Annotated in this window: 17 protein-coding genes; 9 read left to right on the top strand and 8 right to left on the bottom strand. The window is 60.3% G+C overall.

Annotation, left to right across the window (positions count from 1 at the left end; all coding sequences use genetic code 11):
* Positions 1-17 precede the first annotated feature (17 nt).
* The gene (locus tag M3089_RS01895) at positions 18-1,712 is read right to left on the bottom strand and encodes a Na/Pi cotransporter family protein (RefSeq protein WP_249081436.1); all 1,695 of its coding nucleotides are present in this window, start codon (positions 1,710-1,712) and stop codon (positions 18-20) included.
* An 86-nt stretch (positions 1,713-1,798) separates the two neighbouring features.
* On the opposite strand from M3089_RS01895, the gene M3089_RS01890 reads away from it, so the two are divergent.
* Together M3089_RS01890 and M3089_RS01885 are read left to right on the top strand one after the other, a co-directional pair.
* Positions 1,799-3,460 (top strand): nucleoside kinase, encoded by a 1,662-nt coding sequence (locus tag M3089_RS01890; protein WP_249081434.1) that lies wholly within the window; start codon positions 1,799-1,801, stop codon positions 3,458-3,460.
* Between the two features lie 390 nt (positions 3,461-3,850).
* Positions 3,851-4,969 (top strand): carboxymuconolactone decarboxylase family protein, encoded by a 1,119-nt coding sequence (locus M3089_RS01885; protein ID WP_239483427.1) that lies wholly within the window; start codon positions 3,851-3,853, stop codon positions 4,967-4,969.
* 130 nt (positions 4,970-5,099) lie between these two features.
* Here M3089_RS01885 and M3089_RS01880 read toward each other — a convergent pair whose 3' ends face one another.
* The 3 genes from M3089_RS01880 to M3089_RS01870 all read right to left on the bottom strand — a co-directional run bounded on the left by M3089_RS01880 (position 5,100) and on the right by M3089_RS01870 (position 9,624).
* Entirely contained in the window at positions 5,100-5,912 is an 813-nt protein-coding gene (locus M3089_RS01880) for a DUF3108 domain-containing protein (RefSeq protein ID WP_394802233.1), read from the bottom strand.
* Positions 5,913-6,074: 162 nt separating this feature from the next.
* Positions 6,075-8,075 carry an Ig-like domain-containing protein gene (locus tag M3089_RS01875; RefSeq protein ID WP_249081433.1) on the bottom strand — a complete coding sequence of 667 codons (2,001 nt, stop codon included), beginning with the start codon at positions 8,073-8,075 and terminating at the stop codon, positions 6,075-6,077.
* Position 8,076: 1 nt separating this feature from the next.
* The gene (locus M3089_RS01870; protein WP_249081432.1) at positions 8,077-9,624 is read right to left on the bottom strand and encodes a GH3 auxin-responsive promoter family protein; all 1,548 of its coding nucleotides are present in this window, start codon (positions 9,622-9,624) and stop codon (positions 8,077-8,079) included.
* Between the two features lie 561 nt (positions 9,625-10,185).
* Between M3089_RS01870 and M3089_RS01865 the strand changes: the two genes are divergently transcribed.
* The 3 genes from M3089_RS01865 (at position 10,186) to M3089_RS01855 (ending at position 14,325) form a co-directional block, all read left to right on the top strand.
* Positions 10,186-12,030, top strand: coding sequence for a PKD domain-containing protein (locus M3089_RS01865; protein ID WP_249081431.1), 1,845 nt, complete (start codon positions 10,186-10,188; stop codon positions 12,028-12,030).
* Positions 12,031-12,168: 138 nt separating this feature from the next.
* Complete coding sequence (locus tag M3089_RS01860) at positions 12,169-13,524, top strand: MATE family efflux transporter (RefSeq protein ID WP_249081430.1); 1,356 nt, start codon at positions 12,169-12,171, stop codon at positions 13,522-13,524.
* A 156-nt stretch (positions 13,525-13,680) separates the two neighbouring features.
* Positions 13,681-14,325, top strand: coding sequence for a DUF4294 domain-containing protein (locus tag M3089_RS01855; RefSeq protein WP_249081429.1), 645 nt, complete (start codon positions 13,681-13,683; stop codon positions 14,323-14,325).
* A gap of 425 nt (positions 14,326-14,750) precedes the next feature.
* Here M3089_RS01855 and M3089_RS01850 read toward each other — a convergent pair whose 3' ends face one another.
* The 4 genes from M3089_RS01850 to M3089_RS01835 all read right to left on the bottom strand — a co-directional run bounded on the left by M3089_RS01850 (position 14,751) and on the right by M3089_RS01835 (position 21,321).
* A complete protein-coding gene (locus M3089_RS01850; RefSeq protein ID WP_205107044.1) occupies positions 14,751-15,746 on the bottom strand; it encodes a M28 family peptidase in 996 nt (331 codons plus the stop codon).
* 80 nt (positions 15,747-15,826) lie between these two features.
* On the bottom strand, positions 15,827-17,581 hold the full coding sequence (locus tag M3089_RS01845) for a membrane dipeptidase (protein ID WP_249081428.1): 1,755 nt from the start codon (positions 17,579-17,581) through the stop codon (positions 15,827-15,829).
* A gap of 9 nt (positions 17,582-17,590) precedes the next feature.
* Entirely contained in the window at positions 17,591-18,064 is a 474-nt protein-coding gene (locus M3089_RS01840) for an Lrp/AsnC family transcriptional regulator (protein WP_205107048.1), read from the bottom strand.
* Between the two features lie 425 nt (positions 18,065-18,489).
* Positions 18,490-21,321 (bottom strand): M16 family metallopeptidase, encoded by a 2,832-nt coding sequence (locus tag M3089_RS01835; RefSeq protein WP_249081427.1) that lies wholly within the window; start codon positions 21,319-21,321, stop codon positions 18,490-18,492.
* Here M3089_RS01835 and M3089_RS01830 point away from each other — a divergent pair.
* The 4 genes from M3089_RS01830 to M3089_RS01815 all read left to right on the top strand — a co-directional run bounded on the left by M3089_RS01830 (position 21,297) and on the right by M3089_RS01815 (position 25,726).
* The gene (locus M3089_RS01830; protein WP_249081426.1) at positions 21,297-21,875 is read left to right on the top strand and encodes a hypothetical protein; all 579 of its coding nucleotides are present in this window, start codon (positions 21,297-21,299) and stop codon (positions 21,873-21,875) included. The genes M3089_RS01835 and M3089_RS01830 overlap by 25 nt on opposite strands.
* Positions 21,876-21,882: 7 nt before the next feature.
* The gene (locus M3089_RS01825) at positions 21,883-23,214 is read left to right on the top strand and encodes a glycoside hydrolase family 28 protein (protein WP_249081425.1); all 1,332 of its coding nucleotides are present in this window, start codon (positions 21,883-21,885) and stop codon (positions 23,212-23,214) included.
* Positions 23,215-23,229: 15 nt separating this feature from the next.
* Positions 23,230-24,804: a glycoside hydrolase family 43 protein gene (locus M3089_RS01820; RefSeq protein WP_249081424.1), complete on the top strand. Its 1,575-nt coding sequence runs from the start codon at positions 23,230-23,232 to the stop codon at positions 24,802-24,804.
* 241 nt (positions 24,805-25,045) lie between these two features.
* Positions 25,046-25,726 carry an SGNH/GDSL hydrolase family protein gene (locus tag M3089_RS01815; RefSeq protein WP_394802232.1) on the top strand — a complete coding sequence of 227 codons (681 nt, stop codon included), beginning with the start codon at positions 25,046-25,048 and terminating at the stop codon, positions 25,724-25,726.
* Positions 25,727-25,794: the final 68 nt, after the last annotated feature.

The raw sequence follows: 25,794 nt of genomic DNA, 5'->3' as shown, positions 1-25,794 counted from the left end.
GCGTCGGGTTCCTTCCGTTACGCGTCTTTCTGGCGTGTGCCCATCCTTGCTTCCACCACGTTGACAACGTAGTCGCCCAACTTTTCGCATTCGCTGACGATGTCCATGTACATCGTTCCGATGGCGTAAGTGTACTCATGGTTGTTCACATCGTTGATGTTCTGGCTCTTTAGCTGGTTCCGGTAGTTGTTTATCTCGTTCTCGATGTTAAACGAACGGTTCACGTCGAAGTTGTCCTTGCGCCCCGTGAGCAGCACGTTCATCTGCGTCAGGCTGTCGTCGGTGAGCTCAAACATCTGGTGCAGGTGCTCGTACTGGCGCTCGGTGAAGTCTTCTTTGCCCGCCATCTTGCGGTTGATTGTGCGGGCTATGTTGTAGCAACTGTCGCCGATGCTTTCCAGTTCGGATATCTCGCGCAGCATGGCCCGTATCTTTGCCTTGGTCTCGTCGCTCAGGTGGGCGTCGCTAACGCTGTCCAAGTACTTGGCAATCTCTATCTCCATGTTGTCGCTAATGCCCTCATACTTCTCTATTCTGCTGAATAGCTTGTTGAAGTCGGCGTCGTTCTGCGTGCCGAGGAGTTCGCGCACGAACCCGAACATGCGCTGTATGCGCTCGGCGAAGGCCTGTATTTCCTTCTGCGCCTCGAGCACGGAGAGCTCCGGTGTCTTCATGATTGCGTTGCCGCCGATGTAGCGCAGGCGGAACTCGTCTTCGTCGTCGGTTCCCCGTGGCTTTATCATCAAGCACACAAGTCGCTCTATTTGCGGGATGAACCACACGAGTATGCACGTGTTGCATACGTTGAACGATGTGTGGAACGCGGCAAGCACCACCGAGAGTTTCACCGGGTCGGTGCTTCCCGAGAGCGGGTCGTAGTTGACGAAGCTGCACACCGCGTCGACAAAGGGGTAGAAGCAGCACAGCACCCAGAACACGCCGAACACATTGAACACCAGGTGGGCCAGGGCGGCGCGGCGCGCCTGGGTGTTGGCCCCGAGCGCCGCAAGGTTGGCGGTGGCCGTGGTTCCGATGTTCTCTCCCATGACAAGGGCTATCCCGAGGTACACCGGCAGCACGCCGCTCGAGCACAGCACCATGGTGATGGCCATGAGGGCGGCCGACGACTGCAGTATGCACGTGAGCAGGGTTCCTATGAGCAAGAATATGACGATGGTGATATAGCTGCTTGTGTCGAATGAGCTGAAGAAGCGAAGCAGCTCTTCGTTGTGTCCGAGATCCATGGCCGCGCCGGTCTCGCTGAGCATTGCGAGTGAGAAAAACATGAAGGCAATGCCGAAAAGGAAGTCGCCGAGGTATCTGTGGCGCCTGGTGTAGATGAGCAGTATGGCTATGATGAATGCGGGGAATACAACGTTGGTGAAGTTGAACGAGAACCCGAGGCTCATTATCCAGGCCGTCAGCGTCGTGCCGATGTTTGCCCCCATTATGACCGAGATGGCCTGGGCGAGGGTCAGCAGGCCCGCATTGACAAACGAGACGGTCATCACCGTGGTGGCTGATGAGGACTGGACGGCGCACGTGACGAACATTCCGGTGATGATGCCGGTAACGCGGTTCTTGGTCATTGTGCCCAGAATGTGGCGCAATTGCGACCCGGCCATTTTCTGCAGGGCTTCGCTCATGACCTTCATTCCGTAGATGAGCAGTGCGAGGGACCCGATAATCTTAAAAAAAATCCAAATCGACATATTTTAATATAATTTGTTTCGCGATATTGCGTCATGTCGGGAAAACGGCGTAACTTTACAAACGTTAATCCCAAAAGGCCATTGTTATGGAACAGATGATACAAATCCGTTGCAAAAATAATAAAAAAACAAAAAACATTCGCATCGGAAGCACACTTTCTGAGGTATATGATGAATTTGGGCTCGAAATGGACTATGGCCCTGTGAGCGCCAAGGTGAACAACCGAGTTGAGGGGATGCATTACCGCGTTTACAACAGCAAGGACGTCGAGTTCCTCTCGCTTAAGTGCACATCGGGGTGGCGGGCATACGTCAGGAGCCTCTTTTTCGTGCTCTGCAAGGCTGTTCACGACCTTTATCCCGACGGGAAAGTGTATATAGACATACCCGTGTCGAACGGCTACTACTGCGACCTGAACATCGGGCGGTACATCACTTACGACGACGTAGACCGCTTGCGGGCGCGCATGCAGGAAATAATTGACATGGCGCTGCCCATCCACCGCCACGAGAGCACCACGGAAGAGGCCATCGAGATATTCCGCAAGCTGGGCTCGGAGTCGAAGGTCAAGCTGCTCGAAAGCACCGGGCGCCTGTACACCACGTACTACGAGATTGACGGGTATTACGACAATTACTATGGCACGGTGCTTACAAACACGGCCTACCTGCACCTGTTCGGGCTGGAGAAGTATTTTGACGGGCTGCTGCTGCGCATACCGTCGATGGACGACCCGTCGAAGCTGGGCGAGTTCCTCAAGCAAGACAAGCTGTTCGAGATATTCAAGGAGCACCACCACTGGCAGCAGATACTGGGGCTGAGAACCATCGGCGACCTCAACGAGGCTGCCGACAAGGGCATGGCCACGCAGCTCATCACCCTGTCGGAGGCCCTGCAGGAGAAGAAGATAGTGAACATTGCCGAGGACATTGCCGACCGCCGCGGGGTGAAGATGGTGCTCATCGCGGGCCCGTCGTCGAGCGGGAAGACCACCACATGCAAGCGCCTTTCGATACAGTTGCTGGCCAACGGGCTGCACCCGGTGCCCATATCGCTCGACGATTATTTCGTAGACCGGGAGCTGACGCCCAAGGACGAGAGTGGCGAATACGACTTCGAGCACCTGCATGCGCTCAACCTCGACCTGCTCAACGAGCAGCTGAACGCGCTGTTCAGGGGCGAAGAGGTGGAGCTGCCAAAGTATAACTTCCAGGCGGGGCGCAGCGAGCGCAGCGGTAGGCGGCTGAGGCTCGAGGGCAACGAGGTGCTCGTGGTAGAGGGGATACATGCGCTCAACCCCGAGCTCACGTCGAAAATACCCGACCCGCTCATCTATCGCGTCTACGCATCGGCGCTGACCACCATCCTGCTCGATTCGCACAACTACATCCCAACGACCGACAACAGGCTGCTGAGGCGCATCATCCGCGACTACAAATACCGCGGGGTGTCGGCCCTCGAGACCATACGCCGGTGGCCGTCGGTGAGGGCCGGCGAGAACAAGTGGATTTTCCCGTACCAGGAGAATGCCGACGCCATGTTCAACACGGCAATGCTTTTCGAGCTGGCCGTGCTCAAGACGCAGGCCGAGCCGCTGCTGGAGCTCGTGCCTGAGAACGCCGACGAGTACAGCGAGGCGTACAGGCTGCTGAAGTTCCTGCGCTACATCAGGCCCATACCCAACCGCCAGGTGCCGTCGACATCGCTGCTGCGCGAGTTTCTCGGGGGCAGTTCGTTCAAGTATTGACCGCCCGGCTGCCAAGGCTTACGGGCCGCATGCCGCAACACGCTGGTTGTCAGTGTGTTGTGAAACGTGCCGTTTCGCAATGCGAAACGGCACGTTTTGTATTGCCAAACGGCCCGTTCCGCACCCCCCGTATGGCCCATTCAGCAGTGCCGCCGCAGCGTCGCCGCCCGCCATTGCCAAAGCCCGCGGCTTGTGCGGCCGCCGCTGCCTCTGGGCGAGGCTGTTGCCGGCCGTGGCGCGCGGGGCAGTGCAATATCTGTAAAAAGCATACACCTATCAGTGTTTGTGGTTGTGCCGGCCACGCATTTTTTGCTTACCTTTGCACCATTGAAAGGCCCGGCGCGGCCGGCGGAGACGTTGCGGGCCCACAAACTGCTAAAACATACGATTATGAAAAAGGCTAAGAGAATCATTGCCGTGCTCGCAGCAGCCATCGTGACGGCCACGGCGGGCGCACAGACTAAAAACAACGGAGTTATGGAAAACGTACTTGACAGGCGGCAGCAGCACATTGTCGCCATCGCAAACCTTGAGGCCCGGGGTGAACAGGGCCTGCTGGGCGAGGCCATCTCGGCCGCGCTCGATGACAGCGTGACTGTAAACGACATCAAGGAGGCCCTTTCGCAGCTTTACGCTTACACGGGGTTCCCGCGCAGTCTCAATGCCCTCGGCACACTGCAGCGCGTGGTGGCTGAGCGCGCGCAGGCCGGAAAGGCCAGCGTAGAGGGCCGCGACGCCGACCCGCTGCCCGAAGGATACGATGCCCTCAAGCAGGGCACGGAGGTGCAGACAAAGCTGACGGGCAAGCCATACGACTATAAGTTCGCGCCCGCTACCGACTATTATCTCAAAGCCCACCTCTTCGGCGACATCTTCGCGCGCAACAACCTCACCTTCGCCGAGCGCGAACTGGTAACGGTGAGCGCCCTGTCGGGCATCGAGGGGGCCGAGCCGCAGCTCAGGTCGCACATCAACGGGGCGCGCAACATGGGGCTCTCCGACGCCGAGATACACTCCATACCGCTCACGCTGGCCGCACGCGGGGCCGAGGCCTCGGCCTACAGGGCCTCTAAGGCCATTGCCGATGTGTACGGCGAGGCTTTCGCGGGCGAGCAGCCGCTGCCATTCGCCAAGGGCGGCGAGAACACGGCTTACGCCAAGTACTTCATCGGCAAGAGCTATCTTGCGCCGCTTGCCAACGGCGAGGGCCGTCTGCCGGTGAGCAACGTCACCTTTGAGCCGCGCTGCCGCAACAACTGGCACATACACAACGGTGGCGGGCAGATTCTCATCTGCGTCTACGGCAAAGGCTGGTATCAGGAGTGGGGCAAGCCGGCGCGCAGGCTCCAGCCGGGCGACGTGGTAGACATACCGGCCGGGGTGAAGCACTGGCACGGGGCCGCGGCCGACAGCTGGTTCCAGCACGTGGCCATAAGCGTGCCGGCAGAGGGGGCGTCTACCGAATGGCTTGAGCCTGTTGCCGACGCCGACTACGACAAGCTTAAGTGACAGCATTTGCCCAAAGAGGGGTGCATCCGCAGCGGATGCACCCCTCTTTGCGTTTCCGGCCGGCTGCCGGGCCGCCGCCGTTGCTCCCCCGCGGGCTCACGGCCGTTGGGGCGGCAGGGTGGCACGGGAGTCAGTTGAGCCTCGACGTGACGGGGTTTTTCACCCCCTTGTAGCCGCGGAGGAACGCCTTTGCCGAGCCGAAGCTGAGGAACATGTCGAGCCGCACGGGTATGTGGTTGGCGTCGTCGGTTACATAGAAGCGCAGCAACTCGTGGTTCTTGCCGTCCTCGCGCTCTATGAACGAGAAGACAAGGCAGCGGTATTTCACGTTGTTGCCCTCCATCTTGAACGTCTCCTTGCCCTGGTACTTGAGCCAGGAGTTCGACAGCCGCTTGGCGTCGCTTACCGGCATGGGGATGTTGTCGCCCACTTTGTACTTGGAAACGTCGAAGTTGCGGGCCCGCAGGAATATGCTCATCATGTCGTACACACAGTCTTGGTATTCAGACTGCTTCCATACGTGGCGCCCGTCGTTCTCTATCCGGTGCTGTTTCATGTGGCAGTTGCCCTGCGGATAGGTGTACCAAATCTCGTCTACGTAGTATCTGTCGCCTTCGCGGGCGCCTTTGCGGAAGTAGAGAGGCGACAGGTCGGTAGCGCAGTAGGACAGTAGCGTGTCGCGGAGCGTGAAGAACTTGTCGAGCTTGTTGTTGCTCCTGGTTATCAGGCTGGCGCGGTAAGCCTGCTGCCCGCCGTATCTCGACGTGACGGTGCTCATCGATGCCGTCCCGACTTTTACCCAGATGAACTTCCAGTTGAAGAAAAGGTCGTAGTAAAGGAACTCTCCCGACTTGAACGCCGTGTTCTTTATGCCGCACTGGGCCGACGCCGGCGCGAAGCTCACTGCCATGAGCAGTGATATCACTAAAGCTTTCAGTCTCATATTTCTCATTGTTGTTGGTTTTCGTTGATGGCTTTGCCGCTGCCACAGGCAGTGGCGCCGGCTACGTCATGGCTGTGCTCCCGGCCTTCGGCGCGGCTGCGGCGGCGTGCGGTGGCGGCAAGGGCCGTGCCGTTGCCGTGGGAGCCCGTCATTCCGGGCCGCTTAGTTCGGCTTTATGTATTCTATGCCCAGGTCGCGCGCCCTGTCTGCGTTGCGGTTGCGCAGCTTGCGCTCCTGTTCCGGCTTTTGCTTGGTTATGTCCATCGGCTTCTGCCGGTTGCCGGGCAGCTCAGACATGTTCCAGCCTATGGTCACGTCCCATTTCTCCTTGCATTCAATCTTCTTGGGATAGTAAGTCACCGTTTCGGGCTGGCGCCCGGCGTGATAGTCGCCCGTGTCCCATGTCCCGTTGCCGTTGGTGTCGGCGAAAGCGCGCAGGTAGTAGGTGCCCGGGTTGACGTAGAAGAACTCTGCCGAGCCACCGCTGGCTTTCGTTTGCTTCACCACTCCGTCGGCCCCGTTGAGCAGTTGCACTATGATGGCCGTGTCGGCCGTGCCGGTGAGGTTCACCGTCAGCGAGCTGTATTCGTCCATGGCGCGCACCCTGATGCCCGCCTTGTAGGCGTTTGACACCAGCCCGTAGATGTCTTCGAATGCCGCCGAGTCTATTTCGAGGCTGTACTCTATGCCCGGCCGCCATTCGGCCAACAGCGTGTAGGCCCTCAGCTTGCCCGGCACGGGCCTCAGTTCGAACCGCGACCTGTACCACAGCGTGTCGTGCTTGGAGTACAGGTGTATGGCCGCCGTGTCGCACCGTGCCAGCGGCGATGGCATCTCGATGGCAATGTTGCGGTCGGGGTCGAGCGATGTGCCGGCGCTGATTTTGGGCACCAGCGGCGCCGGGGGCATCACAGAGTCGTAGGGCTCGCCCTTTTTCTTGGCCTTTTCCTGTTCCTTCTGCCAGTCTTCAAACTCTTTCTGGCGTTGTTTCATGCGCTTTTCGTACGACATGCGGGGCACTGCCGAGATGGTGTCGGTGTTGCTTACGAGCACTCCCGCCGTGTCGGTCATCATGTAGGTGAGCGCGAATTGCAGCGTGTCTTTGTTCACCAAGGCAGTGTCTTTTATCCAGTATGTGATGGTGTCGTGCTTCTCGGTGGACTCTACTATGAACGCTTTCTCGGCGTCGAAGTTCAGCCCCCGCATCACTGGCAGGGTGTCGCTGCCGTAGCTGAAGTATATGCCAATCTTCTCGGGCGACAGCCTTTCGGTCTTGATGAGGTATCTGTCGGTGAGCGGAACGGAGAATGCGCGCAGCACGATGTCGTCGGGATAGAAGTGCGTGTAGCCCGTCCTGATTATCGAGTCGATGCGCAGCGAGTCGCGCCAGATGGTGTCTTGCCTTATGTCGGGGCCGCACGAGGGGCTTATCGAGTCGGTGTTGAAGGCCACCATCTCGCTCTTCTGGCTGTACATGTAGTTGCCGTCGGCGTCTTGCAGGGCATAGGCGCGGTAGGTGCCCGGCGCCACTCCCTTGATCACGAAGTGCCCGCGGCTGTCGGTTCGCGCCACCCTGAGCAGCGGCGTGGTGGTGAATGCGGTGTCAGACAGGTTGGCATACAGCCCGACGAGTATGCCCTTGATTGGCTCGAGGTTGCTGGCGTCGATCACATTGCCCGACACTTCGAACGTGTCGATGCGCTCTCCCGTCGAGAAGCTGTAGGTGTAGTTGCCCATCGGGTTGCCTTCGTTGTTGTCGGAGATGGCGTCTGAGAAGTCGATGGTGTATGTCATGTCGGGCCGCAGCGAGTCTTTGAGCTCGATGCTTATCTCCTTTCCGGCCGTCTTTATTTCCGGCATCTCCACTTGCGGGGGCGACACCACCACCTTGTTCGATGCGTCTTCGAGCTTGATGTATTCGTCGAAGTAGATGTGAATCTTCCTTGCCGTCACGTTGGTAGCCTTGTCTTTGGGCGAGGTTCCGGTTATCCGTGGCGGCGTGTCGTCGTACCATCCGCCGTCGGGCTGGCCCATCCTGGCGCACGATGCCACGGTCAGGGCCAGCAGTGCGGCTGCGGCCGCCATGCGTGCCGCTCGCCTCAGCCTTGCTCTGTTGCCTTTGCCCGTGCCCGGTAGTTGTTGTGTCGGTGTGTCGGTGGCCATGTCAGATAGTTTCGTTTGTGGTCGTTTCGTGCTTGGCCGCCGTGCTGTTCATGCGCAGCAGCTGGTCTATGATGTCGCGGCTGTTGCTCAGCCTTGGTATCTTGTGCTGCCCTCCGAGCTTCCCTTTCACCCTGAGCCAGTCGTTGAACAGGCCCGTCCGTGCCCTGACCACCTCGAGGTGCTGCAGCGTTATGTCCTTGAACCGCTTGGCCTCGTAGTCGCTGTTGAGTTCCTGGAGCCTCTTGTCGAGCAGCCGTGCGAACCGTCCGTCGTCGTCGGGTTGGCGCGCAAACTCGATGAGCCATTGGTGGCGGCACTTGCCCCGGCCGTCCATGAACACGGGGGCGGCCGTATATTCCGTCACCTCGGCGCCCGTCTCGTCGCACGCGTAGGCCAGCGCCCTCTCGGCGTTGTCCACTATCAGCTCTTCGCCGAAGGCGTTGATGAAGCACTTTGTCCGGCCGGTGATGATGAACTTGTATGGGTTTGTCTGGGTGAAGCTCACGGTGTCGCCCAGCACATAGCGCCACAGTCCGCAGGTGGTTGATATGAGCATGGCGTAGTTGCGCCCTGTCTCCACGCCCCACAGCGGCACCACGGTGGGGTTGTCGGAGCCGAACTCGTCCATGGGGATGAACTCGTAGAACACCCCGTAGTCAAGCATCAGCAGCATGGACTTGTCTGCCGGGTCGTCCTGCAGGCCGAAGAAGCCCTCGCTGGCGTTGTATGTCTCCATGTAGTGCATGCCGGGCGAGGTGATGAGCTGCTCGTACTGGCTGCGGTAAGGGGTGAAGGCCACGCCTCCGTGGAAGAACACCTCGATGCCCGGCCACACCTCTTCGAGGTGCCGCTTGCCCGAGAGCTCCATCACGCGGCTTAGCACCGAGAGCATCCACGAGGGCACACCGCTCAGGTTTGTCACGTTTTTGCCAATGGTCTCGCGCGCTATCCGGTCGCGCTTCACCTCGAAGTCAGACAGCAGCGCGGTCTGTTTCTTGGGCACGCGCACCATGTTCACCAACGGGTTGATGTTCTCGATGAGTATTGCGCTGAGGTCGCCCACGAGGCTGCCGGGCAGGTTGTAGTTGGGCGAATGGCTTCCGCCGAGTATGAGGCCCTTGCCGTCGAACATGCGGCTGTGCGGGTTGTTGCGCAGGTAAAGGGCCACGCAATCCTGGCCTCCGCGGTAGTGCGTGTCGTGCAGTCCGTCGGGGCTCACCGGTATGAACTTGCTCTTGTCGTTGGTCGTGCCCGACGACTTTGCGTACCACTTCACGCGGCCCGGCCAGAGCACGTCGCGCTCGCCGTGGCGCATGCGGTCTATGTCGCCTTTCAGTTCTTCGTATGTGTTCACGGGCACGTTGCGTGCAAAGTCTTCGTAGCTTCGTGTGGCCCCGAAGAGGTGGTTGCGCCCGTATTCTGTGTCCTTGGCTGTGCCCACGAGGTGCTCCAACACCTGTCGTTGCAGGTCTGCTCCGCCGCTGATGTGCCGCTCGAGCTCTTTCTGCCTTGGCACAAACATCCTGCCTATTATCCTTGTAAGGCTCATTGCATTATTGTTTTTACGGTGCAAATTTAGGCTAAACTTTCGTAACCATGCCACAATTCACATTATTTAAGGCTATGGGCCATGGCCTGCAGCCTGCCCTGATGCCGGCTGCCTGAGGGCTTTCCGTGGCGCTGCGTGGGCCATGTGTTGCCGCGGCCGGGGCCGGGCCGTGGCTGTGGCGGCCCCGTTGGTGTCGGCATATTTTACCCGCCGCGCCGTGTCTGCGTGCATGTTGCCAAGTTGCTGAGGCCCAGGTGGTTGCTACGAAGGGCCGTTGCGGGTTGCCAAACGGGCCGTCCGGCACTGCCAAACGGCCGTTTTTGCAGCCCGGAACGGCCCGTGTTGCGCGCCCGTTTGGCCGTCGGCGTCATGGGATTCCGGTTTTGTCATGTTTTGTTACCACCGCCGGGGCCTCGTCGCGGGGTGTGGCCACTGTGGCCTCCGCGCCATATCGTGGTTGTTGGAAAATATTTGCTGCAGAGCAGATTTTGTTTCATTTTATCGCTGTTTGCCGTTATTTTGCGTATATTTGCATATTCAAATCCATATAAAACAACGCTTATGAAAAAAGCATTACTTCTTATCATGGCTGCCGTGCCGCTGATGGCACAGGCCGACGGCTTGCAGGCTGCATTCTCGTCAGACAATGCCTACAAGCCTTATTACACCCAGGGATTCGACTCTGAGGACGAATTCGGCTCGTGGACGCTTGAGCAAACCAACCCCGAATACACCTGGAGGCTCACGCCATCGATGGGGTCGGGCATAGACTTCGGCGCCATCGACCCCGACAGCAAGCTCTCGCTGGGCATCGAGTACAACCAGAGCGACTTCGACGAGACCGTCACTTCGCCTGCCATAAGCGTCAGGCCGAACAGCTGTGTCGAGTTTTACAACTACTTCTCTCCCGTCTGGCTCTTCGAGGCAAGCTGGACTTTGTATGCCACCGACGTGGCCACGGGCGACACGGTGCAGCTGCTGCAGCAGTTCCTGTGGGCCAACACGTCGGCCTACGACGAGACCAAGTGGCTGCGCTTCCGCCTGCCGCTCGACCGCGTTGAGGGCAAGACGGTCACCTTCTCGTTCAATTACAAGGGCAATGGGGGCGACTCCCAGCTCATCGACGGGTTCAGGGTGGTGCAGCTCGACGACTCCGAGGGCTCGTCAATCGACATAGCCCAGGGCGACTCGGTGAGCTTTGCCGATGCCTCGCAGGGCAATGCCACCTCGTGGCTGTGGGAGTTTGAGGGAGGCGTGCCGGCAACGTCGACAGAGCGCAACCCCACCGTCACTTACCCCGAGGCCGGCTCCTACAGCGTCAGCCTGACCGTGGGCGACGGCACTTCGACATCCACCGTCACGCGGCAGGGCTACGTCAACGTCAAGGCCGAGCAGCCGTCGGCGCTCATAGGGCTGCCCGAAGAAGGCTACCTGTCGCCTTTCGTGGGCACGCTCGTGCCTACAGGGGTGCCCGTAACCTTCCGCGACCTGTCCGGGGGCTACCCAACCGAGTGGCTGTGGACGTTCAACGGCACCGACACCGAGAAGTCGGCCGAGCGCAACCCCACCGTCACTTACACCAGGAAAGGGCTGTTCAGCGTGGCGCTCCAGGCCACCAACGGCGCCGGCACCGACATCGACATGATGCAGTATGCCATACAGGCCGGCGGGGCGCAGTATGTATGGAACCTCGAGATAGGCGAGAGCAACAGCCTGGCCAAGCTCTCGCTGGGCTTCTACGGCAACTATGCGGGCTCCAACTGGCTCGGGCTGCCGGCTTTCGCCGAGCATTTCAAGGCACCGCTGGCACCGGCCACGATAGACAGCGTGGACGTTTACTTCATCTCTAACACCACCGTCACGCCCGATGCCGACATCACCGTGAGCATACGCCGGCCCGACGCCGACGGCAAGCCGGGCGAGACGCTAGCATCGGCATCGGTGAAGGCCGGCGAGATAAGGTATTCCGACGACACTTTCCTTGCCACTACCTTCGTGATGGACAGGCCGGCCGAGGTGACGGGCGACTTCTTCGTGGTAATCGAGGGCATGCCCAACAACTCGCTCGAAGAGCCGCCTTACACATCCGACGACATCGCCGTGGCGTGCGTAAGGCGCAATCCGGGGCAGAAGGGCACCACATGGCAGCTTGTGGAAGACCAGGATGAGTATGGCAATCCGCTCGGCACGAGCCAGTGGTTCGAGAATGTCGACGATGCTGTCTCGATGGCGGTGTGCCCCGTAATCACCTACGACAGGCCCGAAACGCCCGATGCCATAACCGAGGTGGGCTCGGGCGAGGCCGCTGCCGACGATGCCGTGTACACCCTGCAGGGCGTCCGCGTGGAGCGGCCGGCCAAGGGCAGCATATACATACGCGGCGGAAAGAAGTATGTAGCGCGGTGAACGCTTCGCTGACACTGTGAGGGCGGGATGCGGCCGGGGGCCGCATCCCGCTTTGTTTTCAACAAGTTTAACGCGCCGTTTGCCCCGCTATGCGTAAAACGGAGTAACTTTGCACCCGACAAGAGCATTGTTTTCAGTATGGGTAACACTAACGACATGACTGTGGGGGCGCCCACGCGCGGCATCATCAGGTTTGCCGTGCCGCTGGTATGCGGCTACATCCTGCAGCAGATGTACCTCATTATCGACGCTGCCATCGTAGGCCGCTTTGTCAGCGTGGGTGCACTTGCCGCCGTCGGGGCGTCTGCTTCGATCATGTTTTTGATAATGGGCTTCTGCAACGGGGCGTGCAGCGGCTTCGCCATACCGGTGGCCCAGGCGTTCGGGGCCAAGGACTTTGTGGCCATGCGCCATTACGTTGCCAACGCCGTGCGAATAGCGGCGGTCATTGCCGTGGCCATGACGGCTGTCACATGTGCCCTCTGCGGCCCCATATTGCGCATGGTGAACACCCCGCCCGAGATATTCGCCGATGCCTATGTCTTCCTTGTCTTCCAGTTCGCGGCCATCCCGTTTACCATCGCCTACAACCTTCTTGCGGGATTAATACGCGCGCTTGGCAACTCGAAGCAACCCTTCTACTTCCTCATTTTCTCATCGGTGGTCAACATACTACTCGACTTTCTGTTCATCATAGGGATGAAACTGGGGGTTGAGGGAGTGGGTCTTGCCACCATGATGTCGCAGGCGGCATCGGCCTACATGTGCTATGCGTACATACGGCGAAAGCTCGACGTGCTCATACCGTGGGCCGACGAGCGGGGCTACGACAGGGCCAAGGCGGCATCGCTGCTGGCCAGCGGACTGCCCATGGGGCTGCAGTTCTCTATCACGGCCATAGGCAGCATAATGCTGCAGAGCGCCAACAACGCGCTCGGCACGGTGTATGTGGCGGCCTTCACGGCCTCGATGCGGGTGAAATACCTGTTCACCTGCGTGTTCGAAAACATCGGGGTGGCCATGGCAACCTACTGCGGGCAGAACATAGGGGCGCGCCGCGTGGGGCGCATAGCCATGGGACTGCGCTCTGCCGTCAAGATAACGGCGGTGTACTTCGTCGCCACCCTGGCGCTGATACTGCCGCTGGCGGAGGAGATGATGATGCTTTTTGTAGACGCGGACGAGACGGAAATCATTTCCAACGCGGCCATGTACATGCGCATATCGTGCTATTTCTACCCAGTGCTGGGCTTGCTTACCATACTGAGGTACAGCATTCAGGGGCTGGGCTACAGCAACCTGTCGATGCTGTCGGGCGTGATGGAGATGGTGGCCCGGTGTGGTGTGAGCATCTGGCTGGTGCCTGCGCTGGGCTTCCTTGGCGTTTGCTACGGCGACCCCGTGGCCTGGGTGGCGGCCGACATGTTTCTCGTGCCGTGCATGCTGTTGCTGTACAGGCACCTCAGGCGCAAGCTGGCGCCGTCGGGGATGTGACGCCCCGCGTGGCCGGCGGCCAAGCCTCAGCCGCCGGCCGGGGGCCCCGTGGCGTGGGCCGCAACCCGTAATTTTTCTTAATTCGGGCATGGCAGATGCTAAATTTGCCGTGTGTCGCTCGCCGGACGGAAAATTATGGCTACTTTTGCCGGTGTTATGAGACAGGCTTTCTTAGCAATGATGATGGCCGGGATGATGCTCCCGGCAGCGGCGCAGGCGCAGGACGACGGCAAGAGGCCGACGACCGACGACCTGCTCGACGCCATGGACAGCCCTACGTTTGTGCCGATGGTGAAGGTGGGCAAGGTGATGGACGCCGGCGACAGCATCCTGTATATGGAGACGAACAATGTCTACGTCTATCCGAAACTCACGTTCCAGAGCCAGCGACAGGCCGCTGCTTACATGCGGCTTGTGCGCAATGTCAAGAAGGTGCTGCCCATAGCGAAGGAAGCCAACAAGATTATCCTCGAGACGTATGAGTATCTTGAGACGCTGCCCGACCAGAAATCGCGCGAGGAACACATGAAGAGGGTGGAGAAAGGGATAGTGCAAGAGTATAAGCCGAAGATGAAAAAGCTCACCTATTCGCAGGGTAAGCTGCTCATAAAGCTCATCTACCGCGAGTGCAACTCGTCGTCGTACGACATCGTCAAGGCGTTTCTCGGGCCGATGCGCGCCGGCTTCTGGCAGGCTTTCTCGTCTATTTTCGGGGCCAGCCTGCGCAAGGAGTACGACCCCGACGGCACCGACAGGCTCACCGAGCGGGTGGTGCTGATGGTCGAGGCCGGACAGATATGAGAGGGGGAAGTTTAGTATTAAGTGTTAAGGATTAAGTGTTAAGGCTGGGGGAAGGCCGGGATTTGGGAATTAAGGATTAAGTATTGAGTGATAATGATTACAAGGGCTCGGGTTTGTGGATTAAACGTTGAGGGATAAAACATACTGGAATATTCTTTTGAAGATGCAGTTTTTTGGATTGCTGCGGTGGTAACCGATGTTTACAAAGGCCGCGCCCGGGTGGCGGCAGCGGCATTGATGTAACGTCAAACGGCCCGTTCCGTATTGCGGAACGGGCCGTTTGACGCTATGGCGCGGGCCGTTTTGTAGACTGAAACGGCCCGTATTGCAATGCACTGTGGCTCAGCTGGTTGCGCTGCTGGGTCGTGGCGGCGAAATGTTTTTACACCGATGGGGCTGTGGCAGGGCCGTGCCTGCCCGGCCGCTCACTGTTCGGTGAAGAGCACCTGCACCACCGTCTGGCCCACAGCCTTCAGCGTGTTGCGGTCAATGTTGTCCATGTTGTCGGCCAGGGTGTGCCATGTGGGCCCGAAACTGCTCTCGGGGCAGTCGGGGAAATAGGGCACAATGTCTATCGTCGGTATGCCGGCCTTTTCGTTGACAGGTATGTGGTCGTCGGTCACCATGCCGCCGGCTGCCGTCGGGAAGTAGCTTCCGTAGCCCAGGCCGGCCGCTGCCGCCCACACCTTGTCTACCACTTGGGGCGCATATTGCAGCGACATGCCTTCCTGGTAGAAGCGCGCCCCACGGCCGCCAACCATGTCGAGCAGTATGCCGTAGCGCGCCTTGTAGCCCTCGGTGGCGGCGTTTGCAGCCCAGTGGGCGGCACCCAGTGCCCACGAGTCGCCGTTGTCGGGCTTGTCGCTCCACTGTGGCGTGCCCCAGTCTTCGGCGTCGAAGCAAACAAAGTCGACGCCTATGCCCAGGCTGTCATGCCCTCCGATGAGGCGGGCCAGCTCAATGAGCACAGCCACTCCGCTTGCCCCGTCGTTTGCCGCCATCACCGGCTTGCGCCAGTTGGCCGAGTCCGGGTCGTTGTCGGCCCACGGGCGGCTGTCCCAGTGGGCGCAGAGCAGCACCCTGTCTTTCAGTCCGGGCTTGTAGCTGGCTATGATGTTGGTGGCCTTCAGCGGCGTGCCGTCGTAGCCGCTCAGCGTGGCTTGCTGCAGCCTGACGTCCATGCCGTACTGCCTGAACTTAGATTCTATCCACCTGCCGCAGCTGTCGTGCGCGGCGCTGTTCATCGTTCTCGGGCCGAAGGCACACTGTGCGGCGCAATAGGCGTAGGCGCTGTCGGCGCTGAACTGTGGCCCGGCGGCCTGTGTGGCGCCATCGCCGGCGTCGCCGGCCTGTTTCTTCTTGTTGCCGCAGGCTGCCAGCATGGCCAGCAGCATGAGGCATATCATGGTGTATTGTCTCATATTCTTAGGGTTGTCTCTGGTTGTATGGCTGCTCCGTAGCATTGGCCACGGTGCGCGATGCAACTGTCTTTGGCGCGGCGTCAGGCCTCGGCTGCTGCCTGCACCTGTGCCATCACACGCAAGAAGTTGCCGCCCCATATCTTCTGGATGTCGGCCTCGCTGTAGCGGCGGGCCAGCAACCGGCGTGTGAAGCTGATGGCTTCCGACGAGCTTTCGAAGCCTTTCACGCCGCCGTCGCCGTCGAAGTCGGTGCCTATGCCCACGTGGTCGATGCCCATCACGGCTATGGCGTGCTCCAGATGTGCCATGGCGTCGAGCACCGTGGCTTCGCCGTCGGTGCGCAGGAAGCCGTGGTATAGCGTGGTTTGCGCCACCCCTCCCTTGGCCGCGAGGGCGCGCATCTGGTCGTCGGTGAGGTTGCGCGGGTGGTCGCACAGCGCCCTCGAGCTGCTGTGGCTGCACACTATGGGCAGCCGGCTCATGTCAAGCGCGTCGTAGAAGCTGCGCTCCGAGGCGTGGCTTAGGTCGACCATCACCCCCCGCCGGTTCATTTCCGCTATCATGTCGGCGCCGAGCCGGCTCACGCCTCCGTGGGTGTTGCATCCTCGGGCGCTGTCGCACAGGTCGTTGTCGCCGTTGTGGCACAGTGTGACATAGACCACGCCGCGCTGCCTGTAGCGCGCCACGCTGGCCGTGTCGGTGCCCAGGGCGAGCCCGTTCTCAATGCCGAGCATTATCGACTTTAGCCCTCTGCGCTTGTTGTCGGCCAGCTCTTGCGGCGTGCGGGCAATGGCCACACAGCCGCTGTTGTCCGCCACCATGGCCTCTATCTTGTCGAATATGAGGTCGGCGTAGGCCCCGGGGCTGTCTGCTGCAAACGGCACGACGTCGGCAAACCGCCCGCCCGGCTTCGGCTGGGGCAGGTATGCCACCATGATGGTGGCGTCCTGGCGCCCTTCGTCCATCTTGTGCAGGTCGACGAGCAGGCGCGGGTCGCGCCTGCCGAAGTCGACCCCTTGGGCGAAGAACATCGGTGTGTCGCAGTGGGTGTCGAGCGTCAGCACCCTGTCGTGCACCTTGCGGGCCTGGCGGTAGCTTGCCGCCTCGGCCACGAGCCAGCCGAACAGCCTGTCGCCGTCGGCCATGCACTCCGGGTGCCACTGCACCCCTATTATCGACTTCAGCTCGTTGCTCTCGATGGCTTCCACCGTTCCGTCGGCGGCGGTGGCCGTCACGCGGAACCGTTTGCCCGCCTCGGCCACGGCCTGGTGGTGGAATGAGTTGACGGCCAGCCTGTCCGTGCCGTATATTGAGTGCAGCGTGCTGCCCTCGGCTATGCTCACCGTGTGGGTGGGCTCGCTGCGGTCGGCGTCTTGCGAGTGCTTCACGGTGGCCTTGCCCGCAATGTCTTGTTCCACCCTTCCGCCCAGGGCCATGGCCAGGGCCTGTATTCCGCGGCAGATGCCGAGCATGGGCAGCTGGCGGTTGTAGGCCAGCCGGATGGTCAGCAGCTCCGGCAGGTCGCGCTCGCTGTTGATGGAGTGCAGGGCGGGCTGTGGCTCTTCGCCGCCGAACAGCGGGTTGATGTCGGCCCCGCCGCTTAGCAGTAGCGCGTCCACACGGTCGAGCGCACTTATTATTGCGGCCGTGTCGGCCACGGGAGGTATGATGAGTGGCGTGCCGCCGGCGGCCACCACCGACTTGTAGTAGCCTTCGGCCAGCTTGCACTCAGGACTGGCGTAGTTGCCCGTGATGCCTATCACGGGGCGCTCTTGGGCCTCGGGGAAGCCGGCGTATGCGCTTTCGAGGTGTGCGTCAATGTCGAAGCGGTCCATGTGCAGTGCTTATTCGCCCTCCTTGTCTACCTTCACGGGTATCTCGCGCTTGATGCTTTGCTCGAGCGAGATGAGCGTCTCGGTGGCCACCACGCCCGGTATGCGCTGCAGCTGGCCGTTGAGCAGGTCCATGAGCTGCTCGTTGTCGCGCGCGTATAGCTTTACAAGCATGGTGTAAGGGCCCGTGGTGAAGTGGCACTCCACTATCTCGGGCACCTGCCTGAGGCGCTCTACCACGTCTTTGTACATGCTTCCGCGCTCGAGCGTTATGCCCACATAGGTGCATGTGAAGTAGCCCAGGCTCTTGGGATTGACGTCGAACCCGCTGCCCGTTATCACGTTGTCGTCTATCAGGTGCTGCACTCGCTGGTGTATGGCAGCCCTTGACACACCGCACTCGGCGGCCACGTCTTTAAACGGTATGCGCGCGTTTTGCGACAGTATGCCCAATATCTTCTTGTCAAGATTATCTATCTTTTCCATTTCCAGATTGGAGTTTGTGATGTTGAAAGTGTTTGCCTTCGGTGTCGATAATCACCCAACGGCGTGCCAAAAGTACTTATTTTTATCGATATTAGCATCATTTTGGAAGCAAAAAAATATAAAAAGCCTCTTTCGCATCATTTTACCCGCCATGTGGTGCAGTTGCCGCGGCTGCCGGGCGCGGCCGTGGGACTGGTTGCGGTGGCTGTGGCGGGGTGTTGGGGCGGTGGTGGCCGGGCTGTCGCGAGGGTCGTTTTCTGTGTTGCCGGGCCGCCGCCTGCAAGTGGCTGGGCCACAGCGGGTTGGCGGTATGGGTCGTTTTGCTGTGCAAAACGGCCCGTTTCAGGATGCAAAACGGCCCGTTCCATGGGTCGGAACGGGCCGTTTTGGCTTTCAGTGTTGCGTGTGGCGCATTTTGCGCGCCGTCATTTCTTTTCGCCGTCAACGTCGGGCATCATCACCACCTCGACGCGGTTGCCCTGGCTGATGAGCTCCTTGACGAAGGCAGATATGGTCTGCGGGGTTTGCGCCTCCACCGTCTGCTTGTATGCCGAGTGCAGGTCGACGCCGTAAGTGCGGTAGGTGTCGATCACGCCCAGCCAGTAGCTGTTGGTCTTGGTGCGGTCGTCGAAGCTCTTGAGCATGAACTCCTTCACCTTCTTTAGCATGTCGGCGTCGCACGTTTGCGTCATGGCGTCGACCTCGGCGCGCAGTATCGTGAGCACCGTGTCGGCCTTTTCATACTTCATCGGGCAGTATGCAAACAGTCCGCAGTCTATCTTGTCGTCCTGCCGGGCCATGGTTCCCTGCGCCCCGACAGAGTAGGCCGCGCCTGCGTCTTCGCGTATCTTCTTGAGGTAAACCATGCTTAGCACCTGGCCGGTGATGTCGGCCTTGACTATGTTGTCGAGCGTGTAGGGCATCGCGTCGTTGCTCCACACCATGGCGGTGATGGCCTTCGGTGTCTCCATCTTGCGCTTGAAGCTGTTCACCACCACGCCCTTGGCGTCGGTGTCTACGCGGTGGCCCTTCCTGATGTCCTTCGATGCGGGCAGCGAGGCCACGTATTGCTCGAGCAGCGGGCGCAGCTTGGCTTCGTCGAAGTTGCCGATGATGGTAAACGTATAGGCCGCGGCGTTGGCCGTGAGCTGGCGTGCCATCTCGAGGATGCGGTCGTAGCTCACCTTGCCCAGGTCGGCGGTGTCGAGCGAAGTGAACCTCGGGTTGTGGCAGTTGAGCGTCACTATGAGCGAGTCGTTGAAGGCGTTGTCGGGCGAGAGGGCCTTGTTCTTCAGCGCAATCTCATAGGTTCTCATCAGGTTGTCGTACGAACTCTGGTCTTTGTTGATGGCCGTGAAGTAGAGATATACCAGCTGCAGCATCGTCTCCACGTCGTCGGGGGTCGACGATCCGCTTATGGTCTGGCGCGTGGTGGCCAGCGACATCGATGCCGAGGCTATCTTTCCGGCCAGTGCCTTCTCCAGTTCGGTGTGCGAGAAGTTGCCCAGTCCGCTGGCCTCGATGGCGTCGTCAAACAGCTTTATGTTCGAGTAGTCGGCCTCGCCGTAGAGCGACGAGCCGCCAAAGCCTTCGGCCGTGAGCATCACTTGGTCTTTCTTGTAGTCTGTCTGCTTAAGCACCACCTTCACTCCGTTTGACAGTGTGAGCTCCTTGTAGCCGAGTTCGGCGTTGCTCTCTTCCTTCTTGATGCTTCCCTTCTTGGGCATTGTCTTGATGAGCGGCTCGTTCTTCACGTTGTCAACGTAGGGCGTGAGCTGCTCGGCGCGCACGTCGGCGATGGCCTTCATCAGCCCTTGCTCGGTGGGATATGCCGCCCCGTCCTTCTCGCTGTTGAAGTTTATGATGACCATGTTGCTGTCTGATGCTGGCACGAGCTCCTTCATGGCCTCGTTTATTACCTCGATGGGTATCTCGGGCACTATCTGCTTCATCGTGGCATAGTAGTAGTCGATGGGAGTGATGGGCTCGCCGTTGATGAAGTTCTCCTTGAATTCGTTGCAGAACTGTGCACTGAAGCGCTTGTCCTTGTTGCTGTACATCTTGTCGAGCGAGCTCAGCGCGTCGGCCTTGGCGCGCGCATACTCGGTCGGGGTGAACCCGAACTCGGCGGCGCGGCGTGCCTCTCGCAGTATGGCACCGAGCGCGGCTTCGGTCTGTCCGTCCTTTGGCAGGGCCGAAATGTCAAGCGCGTCCTTGGTCTTGGCGAAGATATAGCTGCTGTAGATGGCCGATGCGTCTACGAAGGGGCTCTCGGCTTTCTGCGCATATTCGTTGAGACGGGCGTTCAGCATCGACAGGGCCAGGTCCCGCATGTAGCACCCTATGACGTAGCCCAGGTTGTTTTTCATCGAGTCGGGCATGGCGTCGTGCTTGAATATCAGCTCTATGGTGTTGACGCGCTGCTCCTTGTCCTTGTCGATTACTATGATGGGCTGTGCGTTGTCGGGCACGGGCTCGGCCTTGACCGGCGCCGGGTTGGCTGGCATCTGTATGCTTCCGAAGAGCTTCTTTATCTCGGCTTCCACGTGGTCGACGTCGACATCGCCCACCACGATGATGCCCTGGTTGTCGGGCCTGTACCACTTTTCGTAGTAGGCGCGCAGCGTCTCGGGCTTGAAGCTGTTGATGACGCTCATCAGCCCGATGGGCATGCGGTGGCCGTACTTGCTGCCCGGGTAGAGCTTGGGCAGGCTACGCTCAAACATTCGCATCGATGCGCTGGTGCGCAGGCGGTATTCCTCGTTGATCACGCCGCGCTCCTTGTCAATCTCCTCGGGGTCGAGCACCAGGCCGTCGGCCCAGTCGTAGAGTATGAGCAGACAGGAGTCGAGTGCCGACTGGCGGTCGGTGGGCACGTTTGAGATGTTGTACACCGTCTGGTCGATGGCCGTGTATGCGTTGAGGTCGCGCCCGAACTGCACGCCAATCGACTCACAGTAGCGTATGAGGTCGTTGCCCTTGAAGTGCTTTGTGCCGTTGAAGCACATGTGCTCGAGGAAGTGTGCCAGTCCGCGCTGGCTGTCCTCCTCCTGGAGCGAGCCCACACGCTGCGCTATGTAGAACTCCGCACGGTTCTCGGGCCAGTTGTTGTGCCTGATGTAATAGGTCAGGCCGTTGGCCAGTTTGCCCGTGCGCACGTCTGGGTCTGCCGGTATGGGGGGCAGCTGCATTACTTGCGCCTGTGTGGCCATGGCCACTATAAGCACGAACAATGATAGGATTCTGTTTATCTTCATACTCTTCTCTGTTTTTAAACAGCTACAAAGATAACAATTTTAGCGTTACATTGGATAACTATTTCTGTAAAAATTTATTGCCTTTTGGGCTGTTTTATGTAACATCCTGTGCCACAGCGCGTTGTGGTGGCTGCCGTATGCGTATGCAAAATGGGCCGTTTGGTCGGTCGGAATGGGCCGTTCGGCATGCTTGTACGGCCCGTTTTGCACCACGGCGGCGTCCTTGTGGCGGCGTGGGCCCGTCATTGTCGGTTGTTTTTACCGCCTGCGCGGCCCGTTGCCTCAGGCTGTCGCGATGCGGCCTTCAGGCCGGCCTGCGGGGCCCTTCCGGCGTCAACGAGTGGCCACCGGGGGCCAATAGTGTACGATTTTACCAATATTCGTACGCATTTATCAATGCTTTAAGCAGAAAAATCATTATTTTTGCAGTCACAATGCCGGTGTGGCGTGGCAGCGCCGATGTGTCTGCCGCCGGGCCGGTTTCCGCTGTGGAAGCCGCCGCCGGGCCCCGCCAGGCTTTGCCGACTGAACGAACGACAAATCAAAATACCTGAAGCGAATATGAAGACAACGACTTTACTTGCCGTCGCTCTTATGCTCATGTCAGCTGTGACGGCCGATGCGAAAAAGAAACAGTCCGTTTGGCCCGACGGCACGGCCATGGACCAATGGTTCGGCGACACCGCCAAGGTAGACGTGGCGGCGCTGGGCAAGCAGTATGTCATAACCGACTATGGGGTGAAGAACGACTCGGCCCTGCTGCAGACCGAGGCAATACAGAAGGTAATCGACACGGCGGCCGCCAACGGCGGCGGCGTGGTGGTGGTGCCAAAGGGCACGTTTTTCACCGGCTCGCTGTTCTTCCGGCCCGGCACCCACCTGCACATGGCAGAGGGAAGCAGGCTCAAAGGCAGCGACGCAATAACGCACTACAAAATCGTAAAGACGCGCCTTGAGGGCCAAACGCTCAACTATTTCGCAGCGTTGATAAACGCCAACGGGGTCGACGGCTTCACCATCACAGGCCGAGGCACCATCGACGGCAACGGGAAACGGTTCTACGACGAGTTCTGGCTGCGCCGCAAGGTGTTCCCAAAGTGCACCAACCTCGAAGCGCTCAGGCCGAGGATGATTTACATCTCCGACTCAAAGAACGTCACGGTGCAGGACGTACGCCTGGTATACAGCGGCTTCTGGACAAACCACCTCTACCGTTGCTCGCGCGTGCGCTACCTCGACTGCTACATCTACGCGCCCACCTCGGGATATCCCAAGGGCCCCAGCACCGACGCCATCGACCTTGACGCCTGCTCCGACGTGCTAATACGCGGCGGATATATCAACGTCAACGACGACGCCGTGTGCCTCAAGGGAGGCAAAGGAACGTTTGTCGACAAGGACACGACCAACGGGCCGTGCCGCAATATCCTCATCGAGGGCGTTGAGTATGGCGTGGCCGGCGCGGGCGTGACGTTCGGCAGCGAGGCCTGGGACTGCTCAAACGTCATCCTGCGCAACTGCTCCTTTGCCGGCACGGGCAACCTGGTGCTCTTCAAGATGCGCCCCGACACGCCCCAGAAATATGGCAACGTGCTCGTGGAAAACGTCACGGGGACGCCAAAGAACGGCATACGCGTGGCCAAGTGGATGCAGTTCTACAACCTGCTCGACCGCCCCGACATGCCGCGCTCGGGCGTATCTAACGTCACCCTGCGCAATGTCGACGTGCGGTGCACCAAGAAATTCTACGACGTACAGCAGTCTGACAAGTACGACCTCAGCGGCTTCACCTTCGAGAACATCAAGGCCGAAGACCCGAAAGGCGGCTTCGACACATCTTATATAAAGGACTGCCGGGTGAAGGACGTGACCGTCAACGGTGTGAAATACTGACAACCGTGATGGAATATGTACCGGCTTGAGAAATCACTGGCTGCCGTGGCCATGTGGGCGGCGGCCCTCTCTGCCCCGGCGCAGATAGAGAACCCGATTCTGCCGGGCTTCAACCCCGACCCGACGATATGCCGCGTGGACAGCGACTACTACATCTGCACGTCGTCGTTCACGTGGTATCCCGGCCTGCCCATATACCGCAGCCGCGACCTCAGGCACTGGGAGAAGGTGGCTAACGCCATCGACCGCCCCGGCATGGTGACCCTCGACGGGGTCAGGGACAAGGACGGCGTGTGGGCACCCACGCTACGCCACCACGGCGGAAAGTGGTATCTGTTCTGCAACGTGAGCAACGGCGGCAACTTCTACATCACGGCCAACGACGTGAGGGGGCCGTGGTCAGACCCTGTATTCATAAAGGGCGCGCCGGGAATTGACCCCGACATCTTCTGGGACGACGACGGACGGAGCTACCTGCTGGCCAACACCGGCAAGTTTCCGGGCCGCAAGCATCCAGCCTCTACGGCCATCTGGATTCAGGAAATAGACCTCGCCACGGGCCAATTGCTGGGCGAACGCAGTTACATAGCCACGGGCCACGCCTTCAATGCGAAGTATGCCGAGGGGGCGCACCTGTATAAGATAGACGGCCGCTACGTGCTCACGGTGGCCGAGGGCGGCACCGACTTCAACCACGCCGTGACGTTGTTCACGAGCCGGAACCTCATGGGGCCGTACATTCCGCAGCAGGTGAACCCCGTGTTGAGCCAGCGCCAGTTTGGCCACGGCAGCCCGTTGCAGTGCGTTGGCCACGCCGACATGGTGCAGACCGGCCCTGGCCAGTGGTATGCCGTGGCCCTGGGCAAGCGCATGGTGGACGGGCGGCACTCCTTTACGCGCGAGACGTTCATCTGCCCCGTGGCCATCCAGGACGGCGAATTCATATTCAACCCCGGCCACGGCGGCATGACCATGGAGGTCGAGGCGCCCGCCCTGCCCGAAAGCCCGGTGGCGCTGCCGCCCGACAGCGACTCGTTCGACGGCCCGGAACTGCTCGGCTACTGGCACTTCAACCGCATTCCGCACACCCGTTTCCACGCCTTTGACGGCGGAAGCCTGCTTATCACACCGCAGCCCGAGACCATCGACAGCCTGGTTTGCCCCGCGATGCTGATGCGCCGCGTGCGCTCCCACCGCTACACTGCCCAGACGCTGATGGGCTTCAGGCCACGCCGCGAGGGCGAACGCGCCGGGCTGGTGCTCCACCGCAACAGCACGGCCTACGTGGCACTGCTACGCACCGTCGGCGGGCTGGCCGTGGTGGAGAGCGGGCGGGTCACCAAGACTGTGCCGTATGGCGCTTCCGACGTGGTGATGCGCCTGCGGGCCGACGGCATGGAGGCCGTGCTGGAATACGGCTCCACGGAGACCGACATGCGCGAGGCCGCCCGCGTGAGCCTTGTGGGGCTGGCCGACGACGGCAAGCTCAACCGCTTCAACGGCCTCGGCGTGGGCGTCTATGCCACCACGTCGGGCAAGAAAGCGCGTGGCCAGGCCCGTTTCGACTACTTCGCTTACGCCGACAACTGACCGCCATGGTGCCGACGGCGCTGCCCCGGGCTGCCGCGGCCGGGCAATACGGGCCGTTTGACGGTGCCATACGGGCCGTTTGGCATGGTGAAACGGCCTGTTTCGCAGTGCAAAACGGCCCTTGTGGCCAACCGCCTGAGTGCCAGAGGGTTGGCAGGACGGCCGCGGCAACGCGCCCCCACGGCCCCGGTGGCCTTGGCCGGCCGGCTGAACAATGTGACGCAATGATAAAACCAACGATATGAGACGATACATTTCAATGCTCATCTTAGCCGCCGCGGCCGTCGTTTCGGCCTTCGGACAGGCAAAGCCGTCGGTGTCGATACTCGGCGACTCGTACTCAACCTTCGAGGGATGGCTCACCCCCGACACCAACGCCGTGTGGTATACGGTGCCCCCCGACACCCGCCGCACCGACGTGAAGGGCGTCGACCAGACGTGGTGGCACCAGGTATTGAAACGCAAGGGGTGGAAGCTGGAGGTGAACAACTCGTACTCCGGCTCCACCGTATGCAACACCGGATACCGCGACGAGGACTATACGCACGAGTCGTTCGTGACCCGCATGACCGCCTTGGGCACGCCCGACATCATCCTAATCTTCGGCGGCACCAACGATTCTTGGGCCGGTTCGCCCATAGGGGAGTTCAAGTACGACGGCATTCGCCGCGCCGACCTCTTCTCGTTTCGCCCGGCCATGGCCTACATGCTGGCGCGGATGAAAGAGCTTTACCCCACTGCCGACATATATTTCATATCCAACGACGGGCTCAAGGAAAGCATAACGCAGTCTGCCGGCACCATCTGCTCGCACTACGGTGTGCCACTCATACAGCTCAGGGGCATCGACAAGAAGAGCGGCCACCCCAGCGTGGTGGGCATGAAGCAGATTGCCGACCAGGTGTGCGAGGCCATACCGTGACGCCGATGCGTCCATGGCCCGCGCCAAAGGGAGCCGAGGCGTGGGGCTGCGGCCGCGGCCCGTGGGGG

Source organism: Marseilla massiliensis (assembly GCF_023336985.1).
GTDB lineage: Bacteria > Bacteroidota > Bacteroidia > Bacteroidales > Bacteroidaceae > Prevotella > Prevotella intestinigallinarum.
The sequence above is the reverse complement of the archived record's forward strand: the minus strand, read 5'-3'. Positions and strand labels throughout refer to the sequence as shown.

Coding starts and splice junctions, on each gene's coding strand:
- M3089_RS01895 (WP_249081436.1), bottom strand. CDS start 1,712: ATGTCGATTTGGATTTTTTTTAAGATTATCGGGTCCCTCGCACTGCTC.
- M3089_RS01890 (WP_249081434.1), top strand. CDS start 1,799: ATGGAACAGATGATACAAATCCGTTGCAAAAATAATAAAAAAACAAAA.
- M3089_RS01885 (WP_239483427.1), top strand. CDS start 3,851: ATGAAAAAGGCTAAGAGAATCATTGCCGTGCTCGCAGCAGCCATCGTG.
- M3089_RS01880 (WP_394802233.1), bottom strand. CDS start 5,912: ATGAGACTGAAAGCTTTAGTGATATCACTGCTCATGGCAGTGAGCTTC.
- M3089_RS01875 (WP_249081433.1), bottom strand. CDS start 8,075: ATGGCCACCGACACACCGACACAACAACTACCGGGCACGGGCAAAGGC.
- M3089_RS01870 (WP_249081432.1), bottom strand. CDS start 9,624: ATGAGCCTTACAAGGATAATAGGCAGGATGTTTGTGCCAAGGCAGAAA.
- M3089_RS01865 (WP_249081431.1), top strand. CDS start 10,186: ATGAAAAAAGCATTACTTCTTATCATGGCTGCCGTGCCGCTGATGGCA.
- M3089_RS01860 (WP_249081430.1), top strand. CDS start 12,169: ATGGGTAACACTAACGACATGACTGTGGGGGCGCCCACGCGCGGCATC.
- M3089_RS01855 (WP_249081429.1), top strand. CDS start 13,681: ATGAGACAGGCTTTCTTAGCAATGATGATGGCCGGGATGATGCTCCCG.
- M3089_RS01850 (WP_205107044.1), bottom strand. CDS start 15,746: ATGAGACAATACACCATGATATGCCTCATGCTGCTGGCCATGCTGGCA.
- M3089_RS01845 (WP_249081428.1), bottom strand. CDS start 17,581: ATGGACCGCTTCGACATTGACGCACACCTCGAAAGCGCATACGCCGGC.
- M3089_RS01840 (WP_205107048.1), bottom strand. CDS start 18,064: ATGGAAAAGATAGATAATCTTGACAAGAAGATATTGGGCATACTGTCG.
- M3089_RS01830 (WP_249081426.1), top strand. CDS start 21,297: ATGATAGGATTCTGTTTATCTTCATACTCTTCTCTGTTTTTAAACAGC.
- M3089_RS01835 (WP_249081427.1), bottom strand. CDS start 21,321: ATGAAGATAAACAGAATCCTATCATTGTTCGTGCTTATAGTGGCCATG.
- M3089_RS01825 (WP_249081425.1), top strand. CDS start 21,883: ATGAAGACAACGACTTTACTTGCCGTCGCTCTTATGCTCATGTCAGCT.
- M3089_RS01820 (WP_249081424.1), top strand. CDS start 23,230: ATGTACCGGCTTGAGAAATCACTGGCTGCCGTGGCCATGTGGGCGGCG.
- M3089_RS01815 (WP_394802232.1), top strand. CDS start 25,046: ATGAGACGATACATTTCAATGCTCATCTTAGCCGCCGCGGCCGTCGTT.